Source organism: Enhygromyxa salina (assembly GCF_000737335.2).
Taxonomy (GTDB): domain Bacteria; phylum Myxococcota_A; class Polyangia; order Nannocystales; family Nannocystaceae; genus Plesiocystis; species Plesiocystis salina_C.
In genome coordinates this window covers 1-24,440 of sequence record NZ_JMCC02000004.1, presented here as the reverse complement: position 1 = coordinate 24,440, position 24,440 = coordinate 1, and the positions used below count along the sequence as shown (strand labels likewise).

Sequence of the window (24,440 nt, the reverse complement as noted above, 5' to 3'; positions counted from 1 at the left end):
CTTACTCCCACACCTTCACCCCAGACCAGCCGCGTGGTTTGTGGCGACCTTGATCCGCAAAATCCGGCGTGCTACCGCGCGAGTTCGTGGTCACGGAGCTCTTGATCGCCTCGCTGCTGGCGAGCGCCCCGGTCATCCACGACTTGCGGGTGCGTTGGGTTGGGGAGGCGCAGTGCCAAGGTGGCCAGCGCGTGGTCGAGCGGCTCGAGCTGCTGGCGCCCGAGATCTCGGTCACGCGAGCGGACACCCCAGCCAACGTGACCGCGACCGTGACGATTCGCCGTGACCCTGCGCAGCAGTGGTCGGTGGGGCTCGAGCTCGTCGGGCCGCTCGGTGTGGAGCGGCGCAGCTTCGTGGCCGAGACCTGCGCGGTGGCGATCGACGCGACGGCGCTGGTGCTGGCGGTGTCGATTGATCCAATCGGCGTCTCGACGCGGGTCAACCGAGAGGCGGCGGCGCCCGAGCCAGACCCACAGCCAGACCCACAGCCGCCCTCAGCACCACCGGTGACCGACGAGCGCCCAAGCGAGCCCGCGACCACCAGCGACGTGCGGCGCGAACCCAGCGTGCACGTCAGCAACGAAACGCGAGCGGACCGAACGACCGTGGAATTCGAACCGCGGGGACCCGTGGGCTTTGGCCTCGCGGCCCTCGCTGGCGGCGGCTACGGTCCACTGCAAGCAGGGTCCGCAACGGTCATGGGCCGCTTGGCTGCGTTCGGCCCACACTGGCGCGTCGAGCTGCGCGGCGCCTGGCTGCCGCCCGTCCGGCCCGCGCTCGGTGATCGAGGTCGCGCCCGCGTCGATGGGTTCCTGATCGGCGCGCTGGGCTGCGGCGTGCTGCAGGCCGGCCCCGTCGAGTTCCCGCTCTGCGCCGGGATCGAGGCGGGCGCGATCCGGGGCCGCGCGCTTGCGCCAATTCCAAACGCCGAAGTCGCCGCCCAACCGTACGTTGGCGTGATGCTTGGCCCCGGCCTGAGCTGGGCCCCGATCGAGCGGGTCGCGCTCGGCCTCGAGCTCCAAGCGCAGGTCCGGCTCGCGTCCGGGGGCTTCGCGCTCGACGACCTCGCGGCCCTCAACGCGACCCCAGTGGGCGTGCGCGCCCTCGCAGGGGTCGAGATCCGATTTCCATGATCCGCAACCACGGAAACCGGCGCTTCCGGCAATCGCTGTGGTTCGAATGACCTCGCCCGGCCTCGCGCGCGCTCCAAACGACGAGTTCGACCTCGTCTACCGGCGCGAGCTCGGGTTCGTGTGGCGGGTGCTTCGCTATCACGGCGTGGCCGCCGAGGCGATCGAGGACGCGGTCCAAGACGTGTTCATGGTCGTCCACCGGCGCTGGGACGCCTGGGATCACCAACAGTCGATCCGCTCGTGGCTGTTTGGCATCGCCCGTCGGGTCGCCGCGACCCGCCGCCGCGGGACCACCCGGCACGAACGAAAGCTCGCGGCGATCCCCGAGCCTGCGCCGACGGCCGCCCTCGATGAACAGGCCGCCGACCGCGAGACGCTGCGCCGCCTGGCCGAAGTCCTCTCGCAGTTGGATACCAAGCTCGCCGCCGTGTTCGTGCTTGCCGAGATCGAGGGCATGACCGCGCCCGAGATCGCCAAAGAGCTCGATACCAAGCTCAACACTGTCTACTGGCGGTTGCGAACCGCCCGCGCCCACGTCAACGGGGCGATGGCCCAGCAGGAGTGCCCGTCATGACCGAACTCGATCCGCGGATCCACGCCTCGATCGGGCGCAGCCTCAGGCACGGAAGCCACAGCCCGCCGCCTGGCGCCGAAGATCGCATGTTGGCCCAGTTTCACGCGGGGCTGGGTGGTCCACCCGATGGCGGCACGGGGGGCGCTGACGCGGGGGCTGGGCCCTCGCTGGCAGCGAGCGGCCAGGTGGTTCACGCGATCAAGATCGTCGTCGCGGTGGTCGGTCTGACCGCGGCCGGGTTGGGCGGTGTGGCGGTCGTGGGCAAGGCCGTGCAGGGCGGTCGAGCGGCAGAGGTGCCAGCGATCACCGCGCCCGCAGACCCACAGCCGCCGCGGTCCGCCGCTGGGTTCGTCGGTGGGGATCAGCTCGCCGGGCCACCCGCAGACACAGCCGCGGACGCCGAGTCCGGGAGCCCCACCGAACCCGGCGCGCGCCCGGGATCCAGCTCGGGCCCGGTCAGCGCCAAAGCCCCAGCCGTCGCGCTCCCACCGACGGACGCGAGCTCAAACCTCAGTCTTCCGCCAGACAACCCAGGCCCGGCCCTCGCCGCCGAGCTGAAGTTGATTCGCGCAGCACGCAGCGCCCGGGATCCAGCCCGGGCCCTCGAGCTGCTCGACCAGCACGCCACGCAATTCCCCAACGGCGAGCTGGGCAGCGAGCGCGAGGGTCTGCGGGTCATCGCGCTGTGCCAGCTCGAGCGAGACGCCGACGCCCAGCATGCAGGCGCGCAGTTCATGGTCCGCTCACCGGGTGCGCTGCTGATCCAGCGGGTTCAGGCGGCGTGTGGCAACAAAATTTCGTTGCCAACCACGGAACCCAAGCCGGCCGGCAATCGCTGAGTTTGAACCCGGCGCACGGGTCACTAACCTCATGAACGACAACTTGCACAAACTACTCATCTTGCTCGGCGCGACCGTGCTTGGCGTGACGGCTCCCGGCTGCGATCTCGACAACAAGGACATCGGCGAGTCTGGCGAGACCGACACCACCGGCGACGGCGACGGCGATGGCGACACCACCGGTGACGGTGACGGTGACGGCGACGGCGACGGCGACGGCGACGTCGCCTGCGCGCCCCCCGATGACGTCATCGAGTTCAGGTACGAACCGTTCGACTTCGGCCTCTTAGAGCCGTTCGACACCGAGATCGACTGGACCTGTACGGTCGCGAGCGTCGACAGCCTCAACGGCCTGGCCCTCGAGCTCGAGTGCCCAGAGACCGAGAACCTCGTGCCGATCGACATCACCGCCAACCCGGTGTTCTCGCTCCCGCTTGCCGTCAACGACTCGGTTCGGGTCCGCTACGTCAACCACACGCCGTTTTGGACCAACACCTACCTGCGCCTGGACCTGGTCGGCTACGGCCACCTGCTCACGTTGGTCGACAGCTCCAGCTTGACGCCCCCCGACGGACCCTTCGACTATCCCTTTGGGGTGACTGCAGCGTCTGCCCAGTGCGGCGCGATTGATACCGAGTGTGGCATCATCGACCGCCTCGCGCTGACCTTCGACGTTGAGGGCGAGCCCACGCAGATCGTGCGTGACGGTGACTACGGCAGCATCAATGGGGATCCGGGCGCCAACGTGTGGGTCGAGGGGGCCCAGGCCCTCGAGCAACACCCAAACATGATCTGCACCGACACGCCGGCGAGTTGGTATCGGATGTTGATCGTCGACGCCGGTTGAGCCTCGCCGCAACCAAAAAGAGCGCCTGCGCAGCTGGGAAGCCAGCTCGCGCAGGCGTTGACTCGTTCGCGGGGTTGGGGGTTTCGTCGTGGTTTTGACTGGAGCTCACGCGCGCATTGACGCGCCCTCGAAGCAAGCAGACCCGGCGGTGGGACCAAGTGTTCGTGATGACCCATCGAGCACTACGAGCGAACACCTTCTTGTCCCTGTGCCTTGCCCTCTTCGTCGCCCCCGGTTGTGACGACGGCGACGATGGCGACGACGAGCAGGCGGCCGAGACCGAGGGCGACGGCGACGGCGACGGCGATGGCGATGGCGACGGCGATGGCGACACCGGTAAGCTCGACGGCGACGGCGACACCAGCGAGTCCGAGACCACGGGCGAGCTCACCGGTTGCGCCGTGCACGAGAGCCAGGCCGCCTGCATGGCCGAAGCGGGCTGCGGCGCCATCTTTGGCAACCCGGTGGTCGAGGATGGCGAGGGCAACTACTGCACGCAGAGCGAAAAGACGTACATCGGCTGCGTGTTCGCGGGCGACCTGTGTCCGATGCTGCCCAATATCCTGTGCAGTGAGGACGCGGTCTGGAGCTCAATCGGCTGCGTGCCGGACAACGTGGAGATCTGCGAGTCGCCCGGCGAGATCACGGGCGCCTGCCCGTGAGCAACGCCCTACCCCGCTACATCGCGCGCGCTCGTCAATCGCCGACGCAGTTCTCCGGGTCCACGGACTTGTCGGCGGGGTAGGAGCCTGGGAACTTGTCGTTCGCGGGGCACAGGCGCATGTAGACGTCTCCAGAGTCGACCACCGGAAGCTCGACTCGGTGTCGACCCGTCCTGCGCAACGTCGTCGGTCCGTTGTTGTCCATCACCGTGCTGTGGACGGTCTCAAACTCGGCGCCATAAAGCGCCTCATCGAGGCACGGCGCTACCGCGGCTGTCATGTCAGACGGAATCCAGGCGGCTAGGGGTACATCCTCGAGCTCGACGGGGACGTCGATTGTGAAGGCGACGAACATCGTCCCGTCCGCGCTCGGCCCGAAGGTGTGCGGCGCGTCGCAGTCCGCGGTGACGTTGAGCTCCCACCTATCGCCGTTGCGGGGCACCTCGAGGAGCCCATCGCACAGAGCCGGAAGCGGATATGTGGTCGCCGCCGTTGCGGCATACTCGGCTTCGAGCTCCTCAAGCGACAACCCGTAGATGTCCTCGACGGCATCTAGCACCTCTTCTTTGGTCGAGTGCTGGTCCAGCCGCGGCTCGAACAACTGGCTAAACTTCTCTGAACCGAATCGATCGATCAGCCACCGCGAGAAGTGGCCGTTGTTATGTGAGCCGGATCCAACAATCTCCATGAGATTCTCGTTGGTCATAAAAGGATAGATCCACGGCCCGCCCGGCAAGTACCAATCGAGGCCACCCGCGATCCCTTCCGAAAATAGGGTGTCACTCCAACCCCACGCAGGCGCCACTACCGCATGAACGAGTTCGTGATGAAGGCTCGGAAAATCAGAATGAATGACGCCTTTGTAGCAGCCGGCACAGTTCGAGACACACCAGTCGCAGAGTTCAGCCCGTCCTGCCAGGGACCCCGTCGCGAATTCGTTGTACAAAAACACAGTTGTGGGCTGTTGTATCTCGATGCCCAAAAGATCAGCTACCCCCTCCATATATCGATCCATCTCGTCGAGGGAACCCCGGCAAACAGGCTGGCTAAACCCTGGCGCGATGTCTAAATATTTGGTGTGGTAGCGTACTTCAAAGTCCGGACCACGGGCCGGACTATCGGCCGGTTCGTCGTCTTGTACGCAGGATGACAGCAAGATGGCTGCCAGGAACACGACGCGCGGCGGGAACAGGTTTCTCATCGCCGACCAGTGTGCGCACCGGCCGGGCCCGGCGTCAAGCGGTGTCGACGGTAACCAGATTCCCCGGCCTGACGCCGCCGGGCCGTGCGACGCCCCCTACCCTTGCGGACTGGGGTTGATGACCGAGGTCCCGACCCCGCCCAGGTACGCGTAGCTGTCGTACGAATCAAACCCGACCACCGCCACGCTGACTGGATCCCCCAACCCATCAACAGCGTGGACCCCATCGGGCGTCAACAAGCGCGCGACCTCATACTCCCCATTTCCAACGGGGATGAATTCCATGTCGGGAACGACGACCCCGTCGACCTCGACCTGCGCGCCCTCGAGCCGGGTGATCACCAGATAGTCATTGATCCAAGTCTCGGGCACCAACACGACATACCGGGGCAAGTACTGCTCGACCGGGCTCATCTGCAACATCGCCGGGTCGCCGTCGCCGGAGTTGATCCCAATCAAGTACGACATCACGGCGATCGGCTTGTCGGCCTCGACGAAGAAGTCACCGGGGTTGGCAATTGAGCCGGTCGCCGAGAACTCGACCTTGTCGCCAGCGTTGAGCATGATCGGCCCCGGCGGCAGCCCGGTGACCTCAACGCTCGCGTCGAGGGTGACGGTGGTGTCGTCCTCTGAAGCATAGATCTGCCAGATCGTCGCCTCGGGGTCGTTGACCTGGCGGATCGGCATGCGCGAGGCCACGAACTGCGTGCCCCACAGGCGCAGCCCGGTCAGCATCTCTTCCATGTGATCGCAGGCGCCCTGCCCCGTGTTCGTGCACTCGGTCCCGGTGAACACGCCAACCGGGTGATCTTCGTCGGTCAACAGCCGGGTGCCGGTCATGCTGCTGTTGGCGACCTCGGTTGAGATCTGGGCGACGTCGCCTTCGTCGAGTTGAAGGATGAAGGGCACGTTTGGCTGCCCAGCGGGGATCCCGGGCCCGGCCACGGTGGGGACCGAGACCGTGACCTCGAGCTGGGTACCGTCGACCGCCCCGACCACGTTGATGTAGCTGCCGTAGCCAATCGTCACGTGATAGCCAACGATGTCGTAGATGTAATCCCAGCTCGCGACCGGATACAGCAGCGAGGCGTCGGAGGTGTACGAGACCTGGCCGTCGTAGGGGTTGAATTCGTAGGCCACCGTGGGCACGTCCGTGGTCACCCGATAGGCGCCGCCGACCTTGAGCCCGCTGCCCTCTTGGTGATTGTCGGGCAAGAAGAACGCGAACGAGTCGAGCGGCTGAATGTCTTGGGGCCCGGCGATCATGTTCCAGTTGCCGCCAACCTTCTGCTCGACGAAGGCCGAGGCGACCTGGTCCTCTTGCACGTTCGAGACGATGATGCCGTATTGCGAGGTCTCGCCCGACGAGAGGTTGTCGAGGTCGAGCCCAAAGAACAGGCAGCCAACCGCGCTCTCGACCTGGGCCGCCGTGTCGCAGTCCTCGGGGATCCCCATGAAGCCGCCGCCGGTCTCCCCGTTGCTGTCGGGGACTGGGTTGAGATCGAACTTGGGGCCGCTGCCGCCGGTGGTTGGGTCGCCGTCCCCATCCCCGCTGTCGCCGTCGTCCCCGTCGCCGTCCCCGTCGCCCATGGTCATCGTGCCCGGGCCGCTCGAGCTCTCGTCGGGCCCGCTTGTCTCGGGTTGGAGGGTGGTCAGGCCAACCCCCGTGTCGACCTCTGCCGTGTCCGTTGGCGAGGCACAGGCGGCGAGAGACAAGGTCACACAAGCAAGGACGGAGACGCGACGCATGACGGGACTCTACCAGCCCTGCCCGCGCGGGCGCAGCAAAGGGGCTGTGCTTGGCCAGATTATTGGGGTGGATCCTGCGCCATGTTCCAGCTTCGCGGCAATAACGCGAATGCACGCGCGCGCGCGGTCCCACGACACCGTTGCCTCGGGTTTTTCCAATACAATCGGGACCGTGCAGCTCGACGGCATGCCCTTCTTCGAACGTCTTCGCGACTGCAAGCGCGTCCTTCTCGCTGGCGCTGGCGGGGGCTTCGACATCTTCTGCGGCCTGCCGCTGTACTTCGCGCTGCGTCGACGTGGCTGCAAAGTCGACCTCGCCAACCTCAGCTTCTCGCGCCTGCCGCTGGATCACGAGGATCCCTGCCCCGTCTACAAAGTGGTGCCCACGACCGCGGGCAACCCAGACTATTTTCCCGAGCGCGGCCTCAGCGAGTGGTTCGCCAACGAGCACGGCGAAGATGTCCCGATCTGGTCGTTCGCCAAGTCCGGCGTCCAGCCGCTGCGCCGCGCCTACGAGCGGGTCCTTGGCGAGACGGGCGCCGACGCGATCGTGCTGATCGATGGGGGAACCGACAGCCTCATGCGCGGCGATGAGTGTGGTCTGGGGACCCCCGCCGAGGACATGTCGACGATCGCCGCCGTGCATGGCCTCGACAGCGCGCTGGCCCCGATCCGCTTGCTGGTCAGCGTTGGGTTTGGCGTCGACAGCTTCCACGGGGTCGCGCACGCCGACGTGCTCGAGGCCATCGCCGCGATCGACAAGGCCGGCGGGTACCTGGGCGTGTTCCCGCTGCTGCGCGGCATGCCCGAGGTTCAGCGCTACCGCGAAGCGTGCGACTACGTGTGCAGCGCCACGCCCGACCGCCCGAGCATCGTCAACCTCTCGATCCTCAGCGCGATCGATGGCGAATTTGGCGACCACCATCGGACCGCCCGGACCCGCGGCAGCGAGCTGTTCATCAACCCGCTGATGAGCCTGATGTTTGCGTTCGAGCTCGCCCCGCTCGCGCTCCGCATCATGTACCTCGACGCGCTCGAGCACACCCAGACGATCTATGAGATCAGCGCCGTGCTCGAGCGGGTGCGCGGTGCCAACGGCGGCCGCCCGCGCCGAACCATTCCGCTCTAGAACCGGGTCGAAAAGCGTGAGCAAGGGCTGTGGTGAAAACCACCCACGGCCTGGCGGGCGTTGCGTATGATGGCCGCGTGCGACGTTCACTGCCACTCGCGTGTGTCTTGGTGACGGCGTGCACGCTGCCGAACCCAGCCTTCAACGAGCCAGACACGGCCGCCGACGACTCCACCTCTGGCGAGCCTGGCGACGGGGACCCTGGCGATGGAGATCCTGAAGATACCGGCGACGGTGATAGCGGCGATGGCGACGGCGACAACACCGACACCGACACCGGCGACGGCGACGGCGACGGCGATCCCGAAGCGTGCGTCCTCGAGGAGCCGAACGGCCCCTACGCCGTCCTGGAGCTCGACGGGATCGAGGGCATGGAGATGAACGGCGCCCCAGAGTTCAACGCGATCCGCCAGAACTGCTACTCCATCACGATCTGCCCCGCCGAACAGGGCAACTGCGGCATCAACACCAGCTTCTTGGGCCGTCACCCCAGCGGCGGCATGTTCGCCAAGGGCGGCTCGGGGGTGCTGACGCCGATCAAGGTCGTCGTGCATCCGGGGCCGGCGCTGTGTGGCCAACCCGCGCTGTTCACAACCCAGCAGTCGTTCGAGCTGAACTACGTGGTCAGCGCCGTCGAGAACTCCGTGTCGGTCCGACTCCCGTGCTTCGAGGGCAACGACACCACGCTGTTCATCGCCGAGGATGGCTCGAGCTTCTGGGACTCGAAGCTCACGGACCCGGCCGCGCTCTGGTAGTCGTCAGCGGACCCACTTGGGGTAGCGCTCGTCGATCTCGCGCACGAGTCGAGCCGCGCCCCAGGTCTGATACAGCTCGCGGGCGTCCTCGACGTAGGCCTTGGCGGTCCGCGTGCTGCCGCGGGCCCGCCAGAAATTAGCGAAGCGCAGACACGCGAGCGCCTCTTGATCCAGGGCCTGTTGCTGCCGTGCGTGCTCGATCGCCTGCTCATACAGCTCAATCGCCCGCTCGAGCGGGCCCCCGCAGGCGTGCTCGAGCTCGGCCCCAACGAGCAAGTGCATGTGCTCGAAGTTCGCGGGGCAGCGGTCCGCACAACGGGCGAGGTCGGCCCGCCAGCCCGCGATTAACGGTTGCGCCGCCGCCCCCTGCGAATCGAGCAAGCTCAGCATCGCGTAGTAGCGAATTTCGCGGACCTGCAAGTTGCCGGGCAGGCAGGTCTCGAACATGTCGACCCGCCGCGTCAGCTCTGCGGGGTCCTGCCGCTGCCCAAGCAGGTACTCGAGCTTGGTCAGCGCGGGATAGTACCAACCCATTGCAAAGGTAGATCCCCCGAGCTTCTCAATGTGGGACTCGTGATCGAAGCTCAGCCCAAGCGAGGCGAGCGGAATGTCCATCAGCGTGCAGCAGAGGTAGGCGATGTGCGGCACATAAAACGTTGACAGCAAGCGCGGCACCGAGCGCTGAAGAAACGGGAGGTGCCCCTGGATCTCCGCGAGAACCTCGGGCAGCGGGACCCCCGCGACCAGCCGAAAGTGCTGCGGAAACAGCAAGTGATGGCCAGCGTAGAGCAAGTCACCGCCCTCTAGGCTCTTGGCAAACGCCGCCTGGAACTTGGGTAGGATCTCGCGCAACGGGTAATTGTAGTAGGCCGCGTGGCCCAAATACACGATGAGCGCTCGCCCGGCCGCGGAAGGATCATCGTAGCGTTCACACAGCGCGCCGACCAGCTCGCCAAAGCCCCGCGCGCGCTCGTACTCGCCCCGCTCGGCCAGATGCAGGGCCATGCGTGCATAGGCAACGCTCGACAGCTTTGAATTGCCCGAGCGCACGAAGATGTTGGTCATTCGCGCGGTCGCCCACGCATAGGTATTGCGGCGACCCGAGAAGTACGAGATTGCGCCAAGCCCATGCAGCAGCCCCAACATCGGCCGAACCCCCTCGTCGCCAAACTCTGGCAGCTCGAACAGGCTGCTGACAGGGCGGGTGTGAAGCTCCTCCTCTAGCGCCGCAGACTCGGCCGCGAGCATCGCTTCGGCGTCCCCGTCGTGCTTGGGCAGCGCGATCCCATAGAGCGCGAACGCCCGCTGGCACGCCGCGTAGCCCTGCTCGAAGTCGGCCACCAAGAGCGCGTGCTCGACCTGCGCCGTGTTGACGAGCAGGCGCTCGGCGACGGACTCAGCGTGGGTGCTCGCGTGCGCGTAGCAGGCCGCAGCCGCGGCGTAGCGGCCATCCAGCGAGAGCGCGCGGCCCCGCGCGATCTCGACTTGGAACCAGCGCGCGTGCTCGGTCGTGGCTGCGTGGGGCGCGAGCAGCTCGGCCGCGACCACGAGATAGTCGATCGCCGAGGCGTACGCCGCCGAGGTCAGCGCTTTACGTCCACACCGAATGTTGAGCTCGACCAGCTCCGACCGCTCGAGCTCATCGAGCAGCGCCCGCGCCGTGTTCAGGTGGTTGACGAGCTCGAACGCGCCCGGGCCCGGATCTTCGCTCTCCATGCGACGGCGAAGCACCCGCCCGATCTTCAGGTGCATCTGCGCGCGCTCGTGCTCGTCTAGCGAGGCCGCCGCTGCCTGCTGGATCCGAGCGTGGCGAAAGCTCACCACGACCTCGACCGGGCTGTGGGCTTGGGCGGTGCTCTCGATCAGCGCAAAGTTGTCGAGCAGGTCACCGCCGAGCACCAACAAGCCCTGCTCGAAGGTTGGCCACAAGTACGAGAACACGTCGACCGGGTCGAGATCAGCGACGGCCGCGAGGACCAGCAGATCGACCCGGGGACCCACGTAGGCCGCGATCTGCATCAGCTCGAGCGCGACCGGAGGCAGGGTCTCGAGGTTGCGCAACAACACGTCGCCAAGGTCACCAAACGCCGCGCACCGCACGATCCGCTCAAACTCCCAGCGCCAGCGCTGCGCCTCGTCGTCGTAGTGAAACAGGCCCTCGTCATACATCGTGCGCAGCAGCTGGCGCAGATGGAAAGGGTTGCCCTCGGTCTTGTTGAGCGCGAGCGCGGCGAGCTCGTGGACCGTGGCTGGCTCCCCCCCAAGCGTGGCCACGAGCAGCGCCTCGACGTCGGTAATTGACAGTGCCTCGACCTCGACGCTCGAGACATCTGCGCCCGCGACCCGGAGCCGCTCGACCGCGTGCCGAAGCGGGTGCTCGGGACCCAGCTCGTTGGTTCGACACGCACCAACGACCAACACCGCCCCCAACGCGGGGCTCGACAACAGGTGCTCGAGCAGCGCCAGCGAGGCGGGGTCCGCCCACTGCAGGTCGTCCATGAACACCACCAATGGACGCTTGGGACCAGCGAGCGCCGCCATGAACCGCTCGACCACCAAGTGCAGACGGTTGAGGCGCTCGGGCCCAGGCAGATCAGGCACTGGCGGCTGCCGACCGAGCAGGCGCACGAGCTCCGGCGCGAGATCGATCAGCAATTGCCCGTTGCGTCCCGCGGCCGCGACCAGCCGCTGACGCAGCTTGGTCTGGGCAGCCGGGCCGCGTCGATCGACCTGCGCGACCAGATCCGTGAGCGCCTGGTTGATGCCCGCCAGCGGCGTCGCCCGGCGCTGGTCGAAGCTGCCCGAGATCATCAGGCCCGCGCGCGCTTCAACGTGGGGTTTGAGGCCGCTGACCAGCGACGACTTTCCGATCCCCGCGAGCCCGCCCACCAGCAGCAGCTGCGCGCGCGTACCCACGCCGCGCGCCCGCTCGAACGCCGCCTGCAACGCTTCGAGCTGGGCCTCGCGGCCGACCAGGCGCTCCGAGACTCGAAACGTGGCTGGCCGCGCCCGACCTCGAGGTTCGAACAGCTCGCTGGCCCCGGACTCGCGGATCCGCGCGAGATAGTCGTGAATCTCGGCGATGCTCACCACCGCGTCGAGCTCGTCTAGCAGCGCGGTCATGCTTGGCCAGCGCTGCGCCGGATCGGACGCGAGCCCACGGACCAAGATCTGTTGGACCCGCTCGGGCACCCCCGAACCGGGGTTGCCGGCTGAGATCGGCGCCGTCAGGCCGCGGGCGATGTTGTCTGACAGCTGCGTCAAGGTCGTGCCATCGAAGGGCCGGCGACCAACGAGCGCCTCATGGGCGGACACACAAAACGAGAATTGGTCCGAGAGCGGATCCCCCCGGCTTCCCCACATTTGCTCGGGCGCCATGTAGGCTGGCGTGCCCACCATCGCCCCGCTGCGAGTCAGCGACGAGTCGAGCGCGCCACCGCAGTCGGCGTAGGTGTCGCCCAATTCTTCGTCGGACGGACCGTCGAGATCATCGCTCGAGCCATGGCCATAGTCGTCATCGAGCTTGTCGAGGCTGCGGAGCGTGTCGAGGCCGACGCCGTCGATCACCCGACAGTCGCGCGCCAGGCCAAAGTCGAGCACGCGAGCGCGACCGTCGATCCCAACCATGATATTGGCCGGCTTGAAGTCACGATGCACGAGTCCGGCAATGTGCGCCGCCTCCAGCCCACGCCCAGCTTGCCGCAAGATGTCCAGCGTCTCGCGCCACGACCGGCGATTGGGGTCCATCCAGTCCCGCAGCGTAGCTCCTTCGACATACTCCATTGCCACGAACATCGAGCCGCGATGTTCACCGATCTCGTGGACCTGGATGACGTTGGGATGCGAGAGTCTTGCCAGCCCCTGGGCCTCCCGGACCAGCCGACGTACGCCGGCGATAGCGATCGCGTTCGCGCGGATCAGCTTGATCGCGATCTTGCGCTCGAGCTCCGCGTCGCGGCCGAGAAACACCACGCCCATGCTGCCCTCGCCCAGCTTTCCGAGCACGGCAAACCTGCCGATCTGCTTGGGCAACGCCTCGTCAGTGTCGACGTTGGCGACCCCGCCCAGCGCGGCCAGCGAGCCCAGGGTCTCATTGGCCCGCGCGTCATCGAGGTCACTCAGAGACACCGGGAGAGGGTATCAGCTGCGCGCGGGGAGTGCGGTAAAACTCGTCAACCTCGATCCTGAGGCCGGTAGCGCAGTGAGCTGTGCGCCTCGCGCCCGAGCGAGGCTGTTCGTGATAGCTCGACGTGTTGTTCGAGTTAGCTCGCTTGCCAACGATCTGCGAGCTGTTCTCCGCATGATTCGCGGCTGTTCAGCGAGCGATGGAGCGGTACGAAGCAGAGGATCTACTCGAGCGACCTGGCGAAGACCAAAAGAAGGCGACTGACATGGCCCACGCTCGAGCGGGCCTCACGCGGCTAACCGGCGATCGCGGCGTCAAGGCGCGCGAAGGTCAGCAGCTCCGAGAGCACGTTCTCGCACACCTCGAGCTGCCGCGAGCAGTCCTTGCCCGTGCGATTGGGGATCGTCGCAATGATCCGCTCGCCCCCGCTCGCAAGCCGCACCCGCCCGTCAGTTGCGTCCGCCAGCCCCAGCGCGACCGCGGTCGCAAGCGGGGTCTCGGGTCCCAGGCGGATCGAGAGGCGCATGCCACCCAGCTCGAGGCTCATCGCCCGCAGCCGCCGGCCGTAGCTCTTGCACGCCATCATCAGGCCAAAGTGGGTGGCCTCGACGGGCAGCTCGCCGTAGCGATCGTGCAGCTCCTCCATGACCTCGCGGACCTCGTCGGCGTCGCGGGCGGTGCTCAGCCGCCGATAGAAATCCAGGCGCTGGCCAACGTCCTCCACGTAGGTATCTGGAAGGAACGCTGGCACGTCAAAGACCAGCTCGGGGTCGGTCTCGTACGAGATCGGATCACCGCGCAGCTCGGCCACGGCTTCGCCCAGGATCCGGGCGTAGGCTTCAAACCCGATCGCCTGAATGCTGCCACTTTGGCGCCGACCCAGCAGATCACCAGCGCCCCGAATCTCGAGGTCCTGGCTGGCAACGTTGAAGCCCGAGCCCAGCTCGGAGTGACGCTGGATCGCCTCGAGCCTGCGCCGCGCGTCGTCGGACAGGCGCTCGAGCGAGCTGACCATCAAGTAGCAATAGGCCCGCAGCTTCGAGCGACCGATCCGCCCGCGCAGCTGGTAGAGCTGGGCCAACCCGAACTGATCCGCGTTGGCAACGAACATGGTGTTGGCCCGAGGAATGTCGAGCCCGCTCTCGATGATCGTGGTCGAGATCAACACATCGGCCCGATGCTCGACGAAGTCCAGCATGGTCTGCTCGAGCATCTCGGGCGGCATCTGGCCGTGGGCGACCAACACCCGGGCCTCGGGGCACAGCTCGCGGATCCGTACGGCGTGCTCCTCGATCCCCATGATCCGCGGGACCACATAAAAGATCTGCCCACCCCGGGCGAGCTCGCGGCGGATGCCCTCGTCGAGCACCACGTCGGAGTGCCGGGTCAGGTAGGTCCGCACCGCGAGCCGGTCGCTTGGCGCCGTGTTGATCATGCTGACCTCGCGCAGCCCAAGCAGCGACATGTGCAGGGTCCGGGGGATCGGCGTGGCCGTTAGGGTCAGCACGTCGACCGAGGTCTTGAGCTGCTTGAAGCGCTCTTTTTGCTTGACGCCAAACCGCTGCTCTTCGTCGATCACGACCAGGCCGAGATCCTTGAAGCGGACGTCGCGGCCAAGCAGGCGGTGGGTGCCCACGACCACGTCGATCTCGCCGCTGCGCAGGGCCTTGATCGTGTCCTTGCGATCGGCTGCTGTGGCGAAGCGGTTGAGCACGCCCACGCGCATGGGAAACGACTCCATGCGCTCGGAGAAGGTCAAGAAGTGCTGCTGAACCAACACGGTGGTCGGGGCCAAGACGGCGACTTGCTTGCCGGCGGCCGCGACCCGAAACGCGGCCCGCAGCGCGACCTCGGTCTTGCCAAATCCAACGTCGCCGCAGACCAGGCGGTCCATTGGCTGGGGCTTGGACAGATCACGCTGGACGTTGTCGATCGCGTCGGCCTGATCGGCGGTCTCCTCGAACGGGAAGGTCTGCTCGAACTCCTCGTACATCTCGTCGCTGGCCGGGAACGCGTGGCCGGTCAGCGCCTCGCGCTGGGCATAGATCTGCAGCAGCTCCTCGGCCATTTGGCGGACGTCCGCCCGGATCTTGCTGGCCTTCTTCTCGAACGATTGGCCGCCCATCTTGTCGAGCTTGGGCGGCTTGGCGTCGGCGGCGACGAAGCGATCGATCTCGCCGATCCGATGGACGGGCAGGTACAGCTTGTCCTTGCCGGCGTACTCGACGATCACGAAGTCACCGGTGATCGGCTTGGCTAGCTTGGCGCGCGGGTCCAGGCCGGTCGGACCGCTCGCGCCGCTGGGCATCGGCATCGCAAGCTGGGTCAGGCCCATGTAGCGGCCCACGCCGTGCAGCAGGTGCACGACATAGTCGCCCACGTTCAGCTGGGTGAGCGAGGCCAGCCCGGCCCCACGCTTGCGCCGCTGCTGCTTGCGACGCGCGACCGAGCCGAAGATCTCGGACTCCGAGACGATCAGCAGGCGATCGCCGACGCTGGTGAACCCCTTGCTCAGGCGCCCCGGCAGCACGCGGACCCGCGGCTGCGTGAGCGCGTGCCCGCCAAGCTGCTGCAGCGGTCCGCGATCGCTGGTGGCCTCGGGCTTGTCCAGCGACAGGCCGGGGACGCCGTAGCTGCGCAACATCGCCGTGAGCCGCTCGGCGTGGGTCAGGTTGGGCGCGACGAGGATCACATCCCAGGGATCCCGGTCCGCTGGATCGAGCTGCCCACCCAGCACCGCGTCTTCGTGGATCCCCAGCGCCCGAATGTGCTCGACCACCGGCCGCAGCAGCTCCCCCCCTTTTTGCCCACGCGCGGCCTCGAGCTTGGTCTCGAGCTCGAGGTTGTGGCCCAGATCCACCCGCAGCAGCTTGCGATCAGGGGCCTTGCCGCTGGCCTCGGGCTCGTAGAGATCCAGGCGCTGACTGACCACCGCCGTCTCGCGGATCCTGGCCCGCATGCGCTCACGCTCGACAAAGAACTGGCTGGGCGCGGCGACCAGGTGCTTGGCCTCGAGCGCGCGGCGGTGCTCGAAGTCGATCTCGTCGAGCATGCGCTCGCCCAGGCCGATCAGCGCCTCGGGTTCGTCGAGGTACCAGCGGGTGCCCGCCGGCAGGTGCTCCCACAGGGGGACCAGTTGATCGTGGAAGATCGGGGTGAGCGCGTCGATCCCAAAGAAGTCCACGCCCGACCCAAGGTTGTCGATCACCTGCCGGGTCTTGCTACTGGGAACCTCGATGCTGTCGCCGAGCTCGAGCACCGCGAGCCGCAGATCCCGATCACTGGTGGCGATCGTCTCGCGGACCGGGTGGACCCGCAGCGCTCGCACTTCTCGAAGGCTGCGCTGGGTGTCTGGATCGAACATGCGGATCCGCTCGATCTCATCGCCCCACCACTCGAGCCGAGCCGGGAACCGCTCGATCGGCACCCACACGTCCAAGATCCCGCCGCGGATCGCAAAGCTGCCCGGATCACCGACGACGTCGACGCGCTCGTAGCCGGCCGCGAGCAAGAACGCCGCCGCCTCTTCGCGGCCCAGCTCACCCTCGGTCTGCCATTGCTGGCACAAGCTCGCAAATCCCTCGGCCGGGATCGTCATGCGCAGCATGCTTCGCAAGCTGGTGACGATCAGCTCGGCCTCGCCAGCGCGCAGGCGCTCGAGCGCCGCGAGGCGACTGCCGACCGCGCGCGGATCGGGTGAGACGTCGCCGTAGGGCGAGACGTCGATCTCGGGGATCAGCAGAATCCGCGAGCTGTGGTCCTGCTCGCCCGGGGATACCCCAGCGAAGAAGCCCACGTCGGCCGCGACCGCGCGCGCGCTGGCGTCGTCGGCTGCGAGGTAGCAAAGCGGCGCGGTCGTGTCGGGATCGGCCATCGCCCGCGCGAGCAGCAGGCCGCGATAGCCACCGTCGGCGCCAAGCACCCGCGTGCGTCGACCGCTGCGAAGAGCAGAGAGAATCGGCGCGATCGCCTCTAGCGCTTGATGTGCCATGCGACGGGGCGGGCTTAACCCACCCGCGGCGCACGAACAATGGGCGCGGTCGGCTGCGAGCGTGACCTCGTGCTTCCTGGAACCGAAATTGGACAATAATTTCAAATATTAACAACAGCGCGGGTTGAGCCGATGCGAGCGCCCACGACGGGCGCGACCCAGTGCACTACGAGTCAGTGCTCCGCGCGCTTCGCCCGAGGTGGGTTGCATGGTGAGTTCCGACAGCGCCGGTTTCACCGCGCCCGTGATCCGAACTCAGGCAACGTATGTAGAGCAGCGTCTGCTCTGGCTGTCGGCGCTCGTAGCCGTCGCGGCGCTGCGCTGAGCATGTCGCGGTGACGGAGCCCACGACGAACTCAGCCCGGGGTCTCAGCCCGGGGTCTCAGCCCGGGGTCTCAGCCCGGGATCTCAGCCCGGGATCTCAAGTAGACGCATTCGACGAAGCAGGCGGGCTGACCCCGAGCCTCTTCGAGACGGTTGACTGGACCGAGTCCCAATCGGTGAGGTCCTCGCCCAAAGTGAGCTGTTTGCCAGAGGTGGTCTGGAGGACCATTCCCACGACCTCGTCCCGAGGCTTCACGAAGCTGAGCTTCGTCACGTCCTCCCAACGAACCTCGGTGAGCTCCCCCCGGCATTGCATTCGAAGGCCGTCCGGGGTCAGCGTGACGGTCCGGCTCCAGTCCCCGGGGAGGTGCCTCGCGGCCAGGCCGGCCAACGCGAGGAGCAGGCCGCTGAAGAGGAGGGTGAAGGGCTCCAGCTCACCCATGAGGGTGAGAACACCGAAGCCGAGGCCCGCGCTGGCGAGCACCACGAGGGCGAAGGTCCCGCGGAAGAGCAGCGCGGGGCGGACTCGATGTGTGCTCGTGGAACTCGACATTGGGGCGTCCCGATGCGGCGAAGGACAGTAGCATCGGTCGATGTCCGATTGGCTGGCCTTCGACGATCTTCCCTCCGGTCCCTGCACCACCTGCGGGGTCTCACGCCGAGCCCGGTCCGGCACGAGAGATCCACCGAGGTCCAGTGCAGCCCGCGGATCTCACCCGCACGCATGCCAGCGTCGCCCGAAGTCCCAGGTCCGAAGTCCCGAACCGGCTGCGACCTCGAGGACGCCGAGAAGTAATCTAGACCTGAGATATCACCAAAATGCTCGGCCCGATGCTATCGTCCAGAAGACGGCCCAGTCCGGTCTCGCTAGTGCCGCGATGTTCAGCTCGCTAACAACCTTCACCTACGACGACCTCGGACTCCTGCTCAGCGTGGCGACCATGCTCGGAGCCGGGCTGGCGGTGTACAAGATTCGAGGCGTGCGGAAAGCGGCCTGGAACCGCAAGGTTCAAACCAAGGCGACCGAGCACGGGGCCGAGCTGCTCCCGTGGCCCCAAGAGCAGGGCTGGCAGATGGTGTGGACCCACTGGGGAGTCACGATTCGCTTCTGTCTCCGACGCTTCAATTCGGACGACGCAGCCAGGCTGCCCCAGTTCTTCGAGATCGCTGCGCCCGGAGGACTGCCCAAGTTCTCCGCCCGCGTGGGGTTGTCCAACAGCTCGCGCACCCCCGGGTTCAACGCCGCCTTCGAACAGCGCTTCACGGTCCCCACAAGCGAGCACGACATCGTCCGTTCCATCCTGTCCGAGCCGATGCAAGCCGAGCTGGCTCGGCTGGCTGGCGTCGTCGCCAGCGGAGAAATTCGCAGCGACGGCCGTGTTTTGGTGTGGCGGCCTGGCGTCGACCTACTGGACGAGCTTCCGGCCGCGCTCCAGCTCGCGCGGGCGCTCGCGGAGCGCCTCGCTGGCAGGCGCGAGCTGCTGCCAGACCAACGCTAACCCATCACGGAGATCAAGCTTCCGGACACGAAAGTGCCCCGTCCCCACGCCGCTCTAAACTTCCCGACTGAGGGGGAAGACGCGCAACGCGGCAGCTTGGTGCGGCGCAGTCGAGGGATTGCACCACTGCTGAAGCGCCAGGCAAGGCTGGAGCGACGTCACGGATGAAAGAGCCGTACGAGTATGGAGTAGTAGCGCACCAACTCGACCCCGAATCATGGCAGATCGTCCGCGAGGAAGGGGGGACAAGCGTTGACAGGGCCTGCCTTCCTGGGGAGATTTCCAACACCATGTTTAATCAAGTCAACAACTGTACGTGCCGTGCCGCAGAGGTGAAGCTGGTCGCTTCGGGGGCCAACTACATTGTCACCTTCAACGGGAACATTGCTCTCGAGTCCCAGGCTCCCAGGATCCTGGCGGACGGAACGACACTCGTCGAGATGCTCGTCAGGAATTATGTCGCCGTGGCCCAGCACGTCATCGGAGAGCTCAGGGTGGAGATGGATGACGCCCGCCAGGAAGCGGCCCCCGCCAGCACCTACCGCATGAGCCCCGGCAGCATGGGCGGGCGCCATGAGGTGAACATGTACCTCACCTTGCGGGCGCCGGGCCTCTTCCCGGGCAAGACGCTGCGAAGCAAGGGGCTCGCACAGTTGAGCGCCGAGACCCCCACGTTCCCGCCCGTGAGCCAGGTCTATCAGCTCGCCGCGGCGACCGAGTTCGAGGATCCGGCCAACCCGGGCCCCGTCCTGGCACGCATCGACTCCTTCCCCGTCTTGCTCAACCCCGACCCGACGCCTTAGCGGCCCGCGCACCATGTGCAGCAGGGTCACGATCGTCAGCGCCAGGCCGAAGGAGATGACATGCAAGGTCGCGTTGGCGTGGGTGTCGATGCCGAGCCCGGCCGCGCCCAGCTCGATGAGGGAATGAGCGAGCTGATCCCGCCGGCCCCTGTGGGCCGTTGATCTGGCTGGCCCACCAGTGAGCTCGGCGACTCAGGACTCGGGGCAGTGGGCCCCGGAGGCGATCCAGGCCCGGACCAGCTGACCGAAGAGCGCCTGGTTCCCGGGCGCGGGCTCGAGCTGAGCCGGTGGCTTCCAGCCGTAGGCCACGAGATCGTCATGAGCCATGTGCTCCGCGAGCTGCTCGAGGCTCATGTCCCCGTTGCGCGCAGGGTCTTTGATCTGCGCGCAGATCTCCGCGAGCGTCTTGCCTTCCCAGGCCATCTCGGCGGGAGCGAGGTGCCAATCGGGGTTGCCGGGGATGCTGCGGAAATTGCTCTCGCCGTGGCAGGTGGCGCACTGCATCGCCGCGGCCCCGTGGTTGTCCTCGCCGCGCACCACCAAGGGTTGGTGAGGGAAGCCTTCCTCACCTTGCAGCGGGCGCTCACCGGCGGGGTGGCAGTTGACGCAGCGCGGGTGCGTGATGACCTGGCCGAGCTCGCCGAAGAGGGCCAAGGAGCGCTCACGCTCTTCGCTGATCCCCGCAAAGTCGGCGACCGATCGCAGCCCACGTTCGCCCGGCAGGACCTGCTCCTGCGAGGGACTCGTGACCGTCCTGGACTCGCGGCAGCCGGCCGTGAGCGCGAGCGTGAGCGCGAGCAGGGTCGCGCGACTCATCGTTCCTCCTCCGCCTCGCTGGCCTCGGCCTGCCCGGCCTGTCCGCCGATCGACGCGGCGGCCGAGTGGATCGCTCGGCGGATGCGGACGTAGGTGGCACAGCGGCAGATGTTTCCGCTCATCGCGTGGTCGATGTCCTGGTCGCTCGGCGTGGGCACGCGCTCGAGCAAGGCGATGGCGCTCATCACTTGCCCCGCCTGGCAGTAGCCACACTGCGGGACGTCGAGGCCCTCCCAGGTGGCGCGCACGGCCTCGGCATGGGGCCCGGAGGCGCCCTCGATGGTGGTGACCTGGCGGCCGGCGAGGGAGCCGATCGGGGCCACGCAGGCCCGCCGCGGCGCGCCGTCGACGTGGACCGTGCACGCGCCACACTGCGCGACGCCGCAGCCGTACTTGGTCCCGCTCAGGCCCAGGTGATCGCGCAGGACCCACAGCAGCGGGGTCTCGGGATCGACCTCGAGCTCGTGCGCCTGGCCATTGACTCGCAGCTTCACGCTCATCCTTCGTCTCCTTCGTGTCGTGAGCCGGCGACCGCGAGACGATCGCGGCGGCTCGTATCGAACACCGGCAAGCGGCGAATTCGCTGGCCAGTGGCCGCGAAGATCGCGTTGGCCAGGGCCGGCGCGGCGGGTGGCGTGGGCGGCTCTCCAACGCCACCCGGGGGCGCGTTGGAGGCGACGATCTTCACCTCCATATGACGCGGCGCCTCGGGCATTCGCATGACCCGCCAGCGCGGGAAATTGTCTTGCTCGATCGCCCCGTCTTTGGCCGTGATCTCGCCATAGAGCGCGTTGGACAGCCCAAACAAGGTCCCGCCCTCGAGCTGCGAGGCGGCGTGGTTGACGTTGACCACGGTCCCCGCGTCCATCACCGACCAGACCCCGGGGATCGCCAGCGTGCCCTGGTCGTCGACGGCGACCTCGATGACCGTGGCGACGTAGGACACGAAGGAGCGGTGCGCAGCGATACCCAGGCCGTGGCCGGCCGGCAGCGTGCGTCCCCAGCCGGCCATGTCGGCGGCGAGCTCGACGACGTGGGCGAGGCGGCCCGCGTCGATCGGGTAGTCGGACATCGGGCTGCCATAGTTGTCGTATTCGGCACCCTCGGTGTTGGGGTCGATGGTCCGCGGTGGACCGATGAGCTCGAGCAAGTAGTCTTTTTGATCGCGGCCCGCGGCGGCAGCGAGCTCGGCAGCGAAGCTCTGGACCGCGAAGGCGTGGTAGATGTTCGCAACCGAGCGCAGCCAGCCGATGCGGACCTTGGCCGGGACCTCACCAGATTCGAGCTGGAGGTTGGGCACGTCGAAGGGCGTGTCCGAGGCCCCCAGGCGGAGCTCTCCCCAGGCGGGCTTGCTCGCCCCCGCCGTGAACGTGGAGCCGATCGGCGGGAACACGGTCCGATGCAAGAAGGCGACGCAGCGGCCCTGCTGGTCGAGCCCGCCCTCGAGCCGCTGGGCGCTGACCGTGTGATAGTAGCCGTGCTGGAGCTCGTCCTCGCGCGTCCACATCAGCTTGACCGGCGCGCCCACGGCCCGGGCGACGAGCGCCGCCTCGACCACGAAGTCCGGCTTGGCCTTGCGCCCAAAGCCGCCACCGAGCCAGGTCACGTGGATCGTCACCTTGTCCTCGGGCAGGCCGCAGCTCGCTGCCACGGCCGAGCGCGCCGACTGGGGCGACTGGACCGCGGCCCAGCACTCGACCGCGTCCCCCGACTCGCTCCAGCGCGCGGTCGCGGCCGGCGGCTCCATGACCGAGTGGGCGAGGTGGGGGACGTAGTACTCGGCCGTGATCCGCGTGGCCGCGCCAGCGAGCGCCGCGTCGACGTCACCGCGCTTGCGACGGACCTCACCGGGCTCGCGGACCTGCTCGAAGAGCAGCTCGGCGTATGCCTTCGAGTTGTAGTCGGCGTTTTCCCCCGGCTCCCACTCGAGCTCGAGGGCCGCGCGCCCGCGGATCGCCGCCCAGGTGTCGCGGGCGACGATCGCCACCCCGCCCAAGGGCTTGAAGCGCACCGGTGGCTCGAGCACCGGGAGCTCGACGCTGGCGACCACGCCGGGGATCTGCTTGCTCGCCGCGTCGTCGCAGCTGCGCAGGCGGCCGAGCACCTGTGGCGGCCGGGCGACGACGGCGTAGAGCATGCCCGGCACGCGCACGTCGACCCCGAAGGTGCCCTGACCGCGGACGATCTTGGGGACCGTCAGCGAGGGCACCGGCGCCCCGATGTAGCGCCACTGGTCCCGGGGCACGAGCGCGGCCTCGCTCTGCTTCAGGCTTGGGATCGGCTGCTCGGCGGCACCCGCCGCCAGCTCGCCGTAGCCCAGGCGTCGCCCGCTGGCGTCGTGGATCACCTCCCCGAGCTCGGCGCGACAGCCCTTGGCCCCGACCTTCCACTGCTTGGCCGCCGCGCGGATCAGCATCAGGCGCATGGCCGCCCCGGCGACGCGCAGGCGATGAAAATTGTTGCGGACCGAGCGCGAGCCGTCAGTGTTCTGGTCGCCGTAGCGGGGGTGGCCCTCCGCCTGAATGATCTCGATCCGATCCCAGTCGGCGGCCAGCTCCTCCGCGAGGATCTGCGCGATGGCGTTCCAGATCTGCTGACCCATCTCCGATCGGTGACACGTCAGCTCGATCGTGCCCGCCGCGGTGATCCCGATGAACAAGGAGGGCGTCGCGTCGCCACCTCGGACCTTGGTCAGGGACGGCGAGGCCGCGTCTGCGTCTGCCCCGAGTGTCAGACCGAGCACAAAGCTTCCCCCCGCAGCCAAGCCCGCCAAGAAGGCGCGGCGTTGCATCGTCACCGGCATGTGCGCGGCTCCTTGGGCACAGGGGTCCACCCGGCGGCGCCGAGAGAGAGAAGAGAGCAGGCGTTGCTGTCCATTGCGTCCTTCCAGGCCGCTCAGGCCCCGGCTCGTGCGTGGCACTCTCGGGTGGCCGTGGCCGTGGCCATTGTCATCGGCGCGCGCTGAACCCAAAGCAGAGCCCAACGCTCACTGTTGACACTCGAATCCAGCGAGTACATTCCGGTCATCTGGGGCGCATGCGCATGATTCCTGGCAAGAAGATGCTCAATCCTCGCAAGTGCGATCCGGTGCCGGCGCGTCACCACAGTGTGTGCCTTAGCACTGTATCCCTCCTGATAACAGGGCGCCCTGCACGCACGCGCAACCATGGCCGGCGCCGTCCTCGCCCTATCCATGGCCGCGCAACCGCGCGGCTACGTGAAGGTTCGAGCTGAACGACAGGCCGTGACGCGTATCCACCATTGAACCAAATGTCGTGGCTGGATGTCGAGGCTGGATGTCGAGGCTGGAGACTCTGTGCAGATGCGAGATCGTAATATTAGGATAATGCAGAGTTTTGAATGTCAGGGTATTCGAGACGAAGTATGCTCGCAGAGCAAAACAGCATTGTTCACAGCGATCGGGTTCACCGCGACTGGGCGGCCAACGCTGGCGACACCCTGCGCTTCGGTGATGGCGAGTTCGGCCAGATCCCCGGCGACGAGACCAAGTTCCGGGTCCGCTACCGCAGCGGACCCGGCACCGCGGCCAACGTCAACGCCTTGATCATTCGGGTGGTCAATGATCCGCGGGTGCCCGAGCAAGGGACGGTGGTCGTGACCGTGCGGGAGGTTGTGGCCGCGGCCCGAGCCCGAGTGTCGCGAGAACCCGCGCGATCGCGTCGCGCTCGTTGCCAAATTCACTGGCGTCGCTCTCCCCAGCTTCTTCATGCGAAAGCGCTGCGTGCTCGGGTTCACAAGCTCTGCTCCGAGTCACGCGTGGGCGTCGAGCTCCACCGTGATCTCGTCCAAGCTGGCGATGTAGGGCCAGGTCTCGGGGATCTGGGCCGCCCTCGCTTGCGGGAGGGCGGCCTCGCCGACTCACGCCGTGCACACAGCGCGGTCGCTCAGGGGCTGACCGCGCTCGGGCTCGGCGACCCTACATGAAGGCCAACCCCCAGCCGTTGCCGTTGCTCATGGTGACGTCCTGGACG

The 24,440-nt window shown here is 67.3% G+C and carries 18 protein-coding genes; 10 read left to right on the top strand and 8 right to left on the bottom strand.

Annotated elements, in window-relative coordinates:
• Positions 1–68: 68 nt before the first annotated feature.
• From DB30_RS02215 to DB30_RS02195, 5 genes are all read left to right on the top strand, one after another.
• Positions 69–1,133, top strand: coding sequence for a hypothetical protein (locus DB30_RS02215; RefSeq protein WP_052546282.1), 1,065 nt, complete (start codon positions 69–71; stop codon positions 1,131–1,133).
• A gap of 46 nt (positions 1,134–1,179) precedes the next feature.
• Positions 1,180–1,707: an RNA polymerase sigma factor gene (locus tag DB30_RS02210; RefSeq protein ID WP_052546281.1), complete on the top strand. Its 528-nt coding sequence runs from the start codon at positions 1,180–1,182 to the stop codon at positions 1,705–1,707.
• Positions 1,704–2,546, top strand: a complete 843-nt coding sequence (locus DB30_RS02205) for a hypothetical protein (RefSeq protein ID WP_052546280.1) — start codon at positions 1,704–1,706, stop codon at positions 2,544–2,546. Before DB30_RS02210 ends, DB30_RS02205 begins: the two co-directional genes overlap by 4 nt.
• Before the next feature lie 31 nt (positions 2,547–2,577).
• Positions 2,578–3,393, top strand: coding sequence for a hypothetical protein (locus DB30_RS02200; RefSeq protein WP_052546279.1), 816 nt, complete (start codon positions 2,578–2,580; stop codon positions 3,391–3,393).
• Between the two features lie 167 nt (positions 3,394–3,560).
• On the top strand, positions 3,561–4,055 hold the full coding sequence (locus DB30_RS02195; RefSeq protein WP_146657868.1) for a hypothetical protein: 495 nt from the start codon (positions 3,561–3,563) through the stop codon (positions 4,053–4,055).
• 34 nt (positions 4,056–4,089) lie between these two features.
• Here DB30_RS02195 and DB30_RS02190 read toward each other — a convergent pair whose 3' ends face one another.
• Both DB30_RS02190 and DB30_RS02185 read right to left on the bottom strand, forming a co-directional pair.
• Positions 4,090–5,256 (bottom strand): hypothetical protein, encoded by a 1,167-nt coding sequence (locus DB30_RS02190; protein ID WP_146657867.1) that lies wholly within the window; start codon positions 5,254–5,256, stop codon positions 4,090–4,092.
• A gap of 96 nt (positions 5,257–5,352) precedes the next feature.
• Positions 5,353–7,005 (bottom strand): IgGFc-binding protein, encoded by a 1,653-nt coding sequence (locus DB30_RS02185; protein ID WP_146657866.1) that lies wholly within the window; start codon positions 7,003–7,005, stop codon positions 5,353–5,355.
• A gap of 172 nt (positions 7,006–7,177) precedes the next feature.
• Between DB30_RS02185 and DB30_RS02180 the strand changes: the two genes are divergently transcribed.
• Complete coding sequence (locus DB30_RS02180; RefSeq protein ID WP_240480148.1) at positions 7,178–8,134, top strand: DUF1152 domain-containing protein; 957 nt, start codon at positions 7,178–7,180, stop codon at positions 8,132–8,134.
• 77 nt (positions 8,135–8,211) lie between these two features.
• Positions 8,212–8,889: a hypothetical protein gene (locus DB30_RS02175; protein WP_146657865.1), complete on the top strand. Its 678-nt coding sequence runs from the start codon at positions 8,212–8,214 to the stop codon at positions 8,887–8,889.
• A gap of 3 nt (positions 8,890–8,892) precedes the next feature.
• Here the strand turns inward: DB30_RS02175 and DB30_RS02170 are convergent, their stop codons facing one another.
• The 3 genes from DB30_RS02170 to DB30_RS02160 all read right to left on the bottom strand — a co-directional run bounded on the left by DB30_RS02170 (position 8,893) and on the right by DB30_RS02160 (position 17,817).
• On the bottom strand, positions 8,893–13,017 hold the full coding sequence (locus DB30_RS02170) for a serine/threonine-protein kinase (protein ID WP_052546274.1): 4,125 nt from the start codon (positions 13,015–13,017) through the stop codon (positions 8,893–8,895).
• 293 nt (positions 13,018–13,310) lie between these two features.
• Positions 13,311–17,006, bottom strand: coding sequence for a transcription-repair coupling factor (gene mfd / locus DB30_RS02165; protein ID WP_052546273.1), 3,696 nt, complete (start codon positions 17,004–17,006; stop codon positions 13,311–13,313).
• 421 nt (positions 17,007–17,427) lie between these two features.
• Positions 17,428–17,817: a hypothetical protein gene (locus DB30_RS02160; protein WP_146657864.1), complete on the bottom strand. Its 390-nt coding sequence runs from the start codon at positions 17,815–17,817 to the stop codon at positions 17,428–17,430.
• A 391-nt stretch (positions 17,818–18,208) separates the two neighbouring features.
• On the opposite strand from DB30_RS02160, the gene DB30_RS02155 reads away from it, so the two are divergent.
• A complete protein-coding gene (locus DB30_RS02155; RefSeq protein ID WP_052546271.1) occupies positions 18,209–18,829 on the top strand; it encodes a hypothetical protein in 621 nt (206 codons plus the stop codon).
• Between the two features lie 164 nt (positions 18,830–18,993).
• Positions 18,994–19,632, top strand: a complete 639-nt coding sequence (locus tag DB30_RS02150) for a hypothetical protein (protein WP_052546270.1) — start codon at positions 18,994–18,996, stop codon at positions 19,630–19,632.
• 192 nt (positions 19,633–19,824) lie between these two features.
• On the opposite strand, the gene DB30_RS02145 is transcribed toward DB30_RS02150, so the two are convergent.
• Genes DB30_RS02145 through DB30_RS02135 form a run of 3 tightly spaced genes read right to left on the bottom strand, consistent with a single transcriptional unit; the run spans position 19,825 to position 23,239 of the window.
• Entirely contained in the window at positions 19,825–20,448 is a 624-nt protein-coding gene (locus tag DB30_RS02145) for a hypothetical protein (protein ID WP_052546269.1), read from the bottom strand.
• On the bottom strand, positions 20,445–20,948 hold the full coding sequence (locus DB30_RS02140; RefSeq protein WP_052546268.1) for a (2Fe-2S)-binding protein: 504 nt from the start codon (positions 20,946–20,948) through the stop codon (positions 20,445–20,447). Before DB30_RS02140 ends, DB30_RS02145 begins: the two co-directional genes overlap by 4 nt.
• The gene (locus DB30_RS02135; RefSeq protein WP_240480147.1) at positions 20,945–23,239 is read right to left on the bottom strand and encodes a xanthine dehydrogenase family protein molybdopterin-binding subunit; all 2,295 of its coding nucleotides are present in this window, start codon (positions 23,237–23,239) and stop codon (positions 20,945–20,947) included. The genes DB30_RS02140 and DB30_RS02135 overlap by 4 nt, the downstream gene beginning before the upstream one ends.
• Before the next feature lie 593 nt (positions 23,240–23,832).
• On the opposite strand from DB30_RS02135, the gene DB30_RS02130 reads away from it, so the two are divergent.
• Entirely contained in the window at positions 23,833–24,393 is a 561-nt protein-coding gene (locus tag DB30_RS02130; RefSeq protein WP_052546266.1) for a hypothetical protein, read from the top strand.
• Positions 24,394–24,440 lie beyond the last annotated feature (47 nt).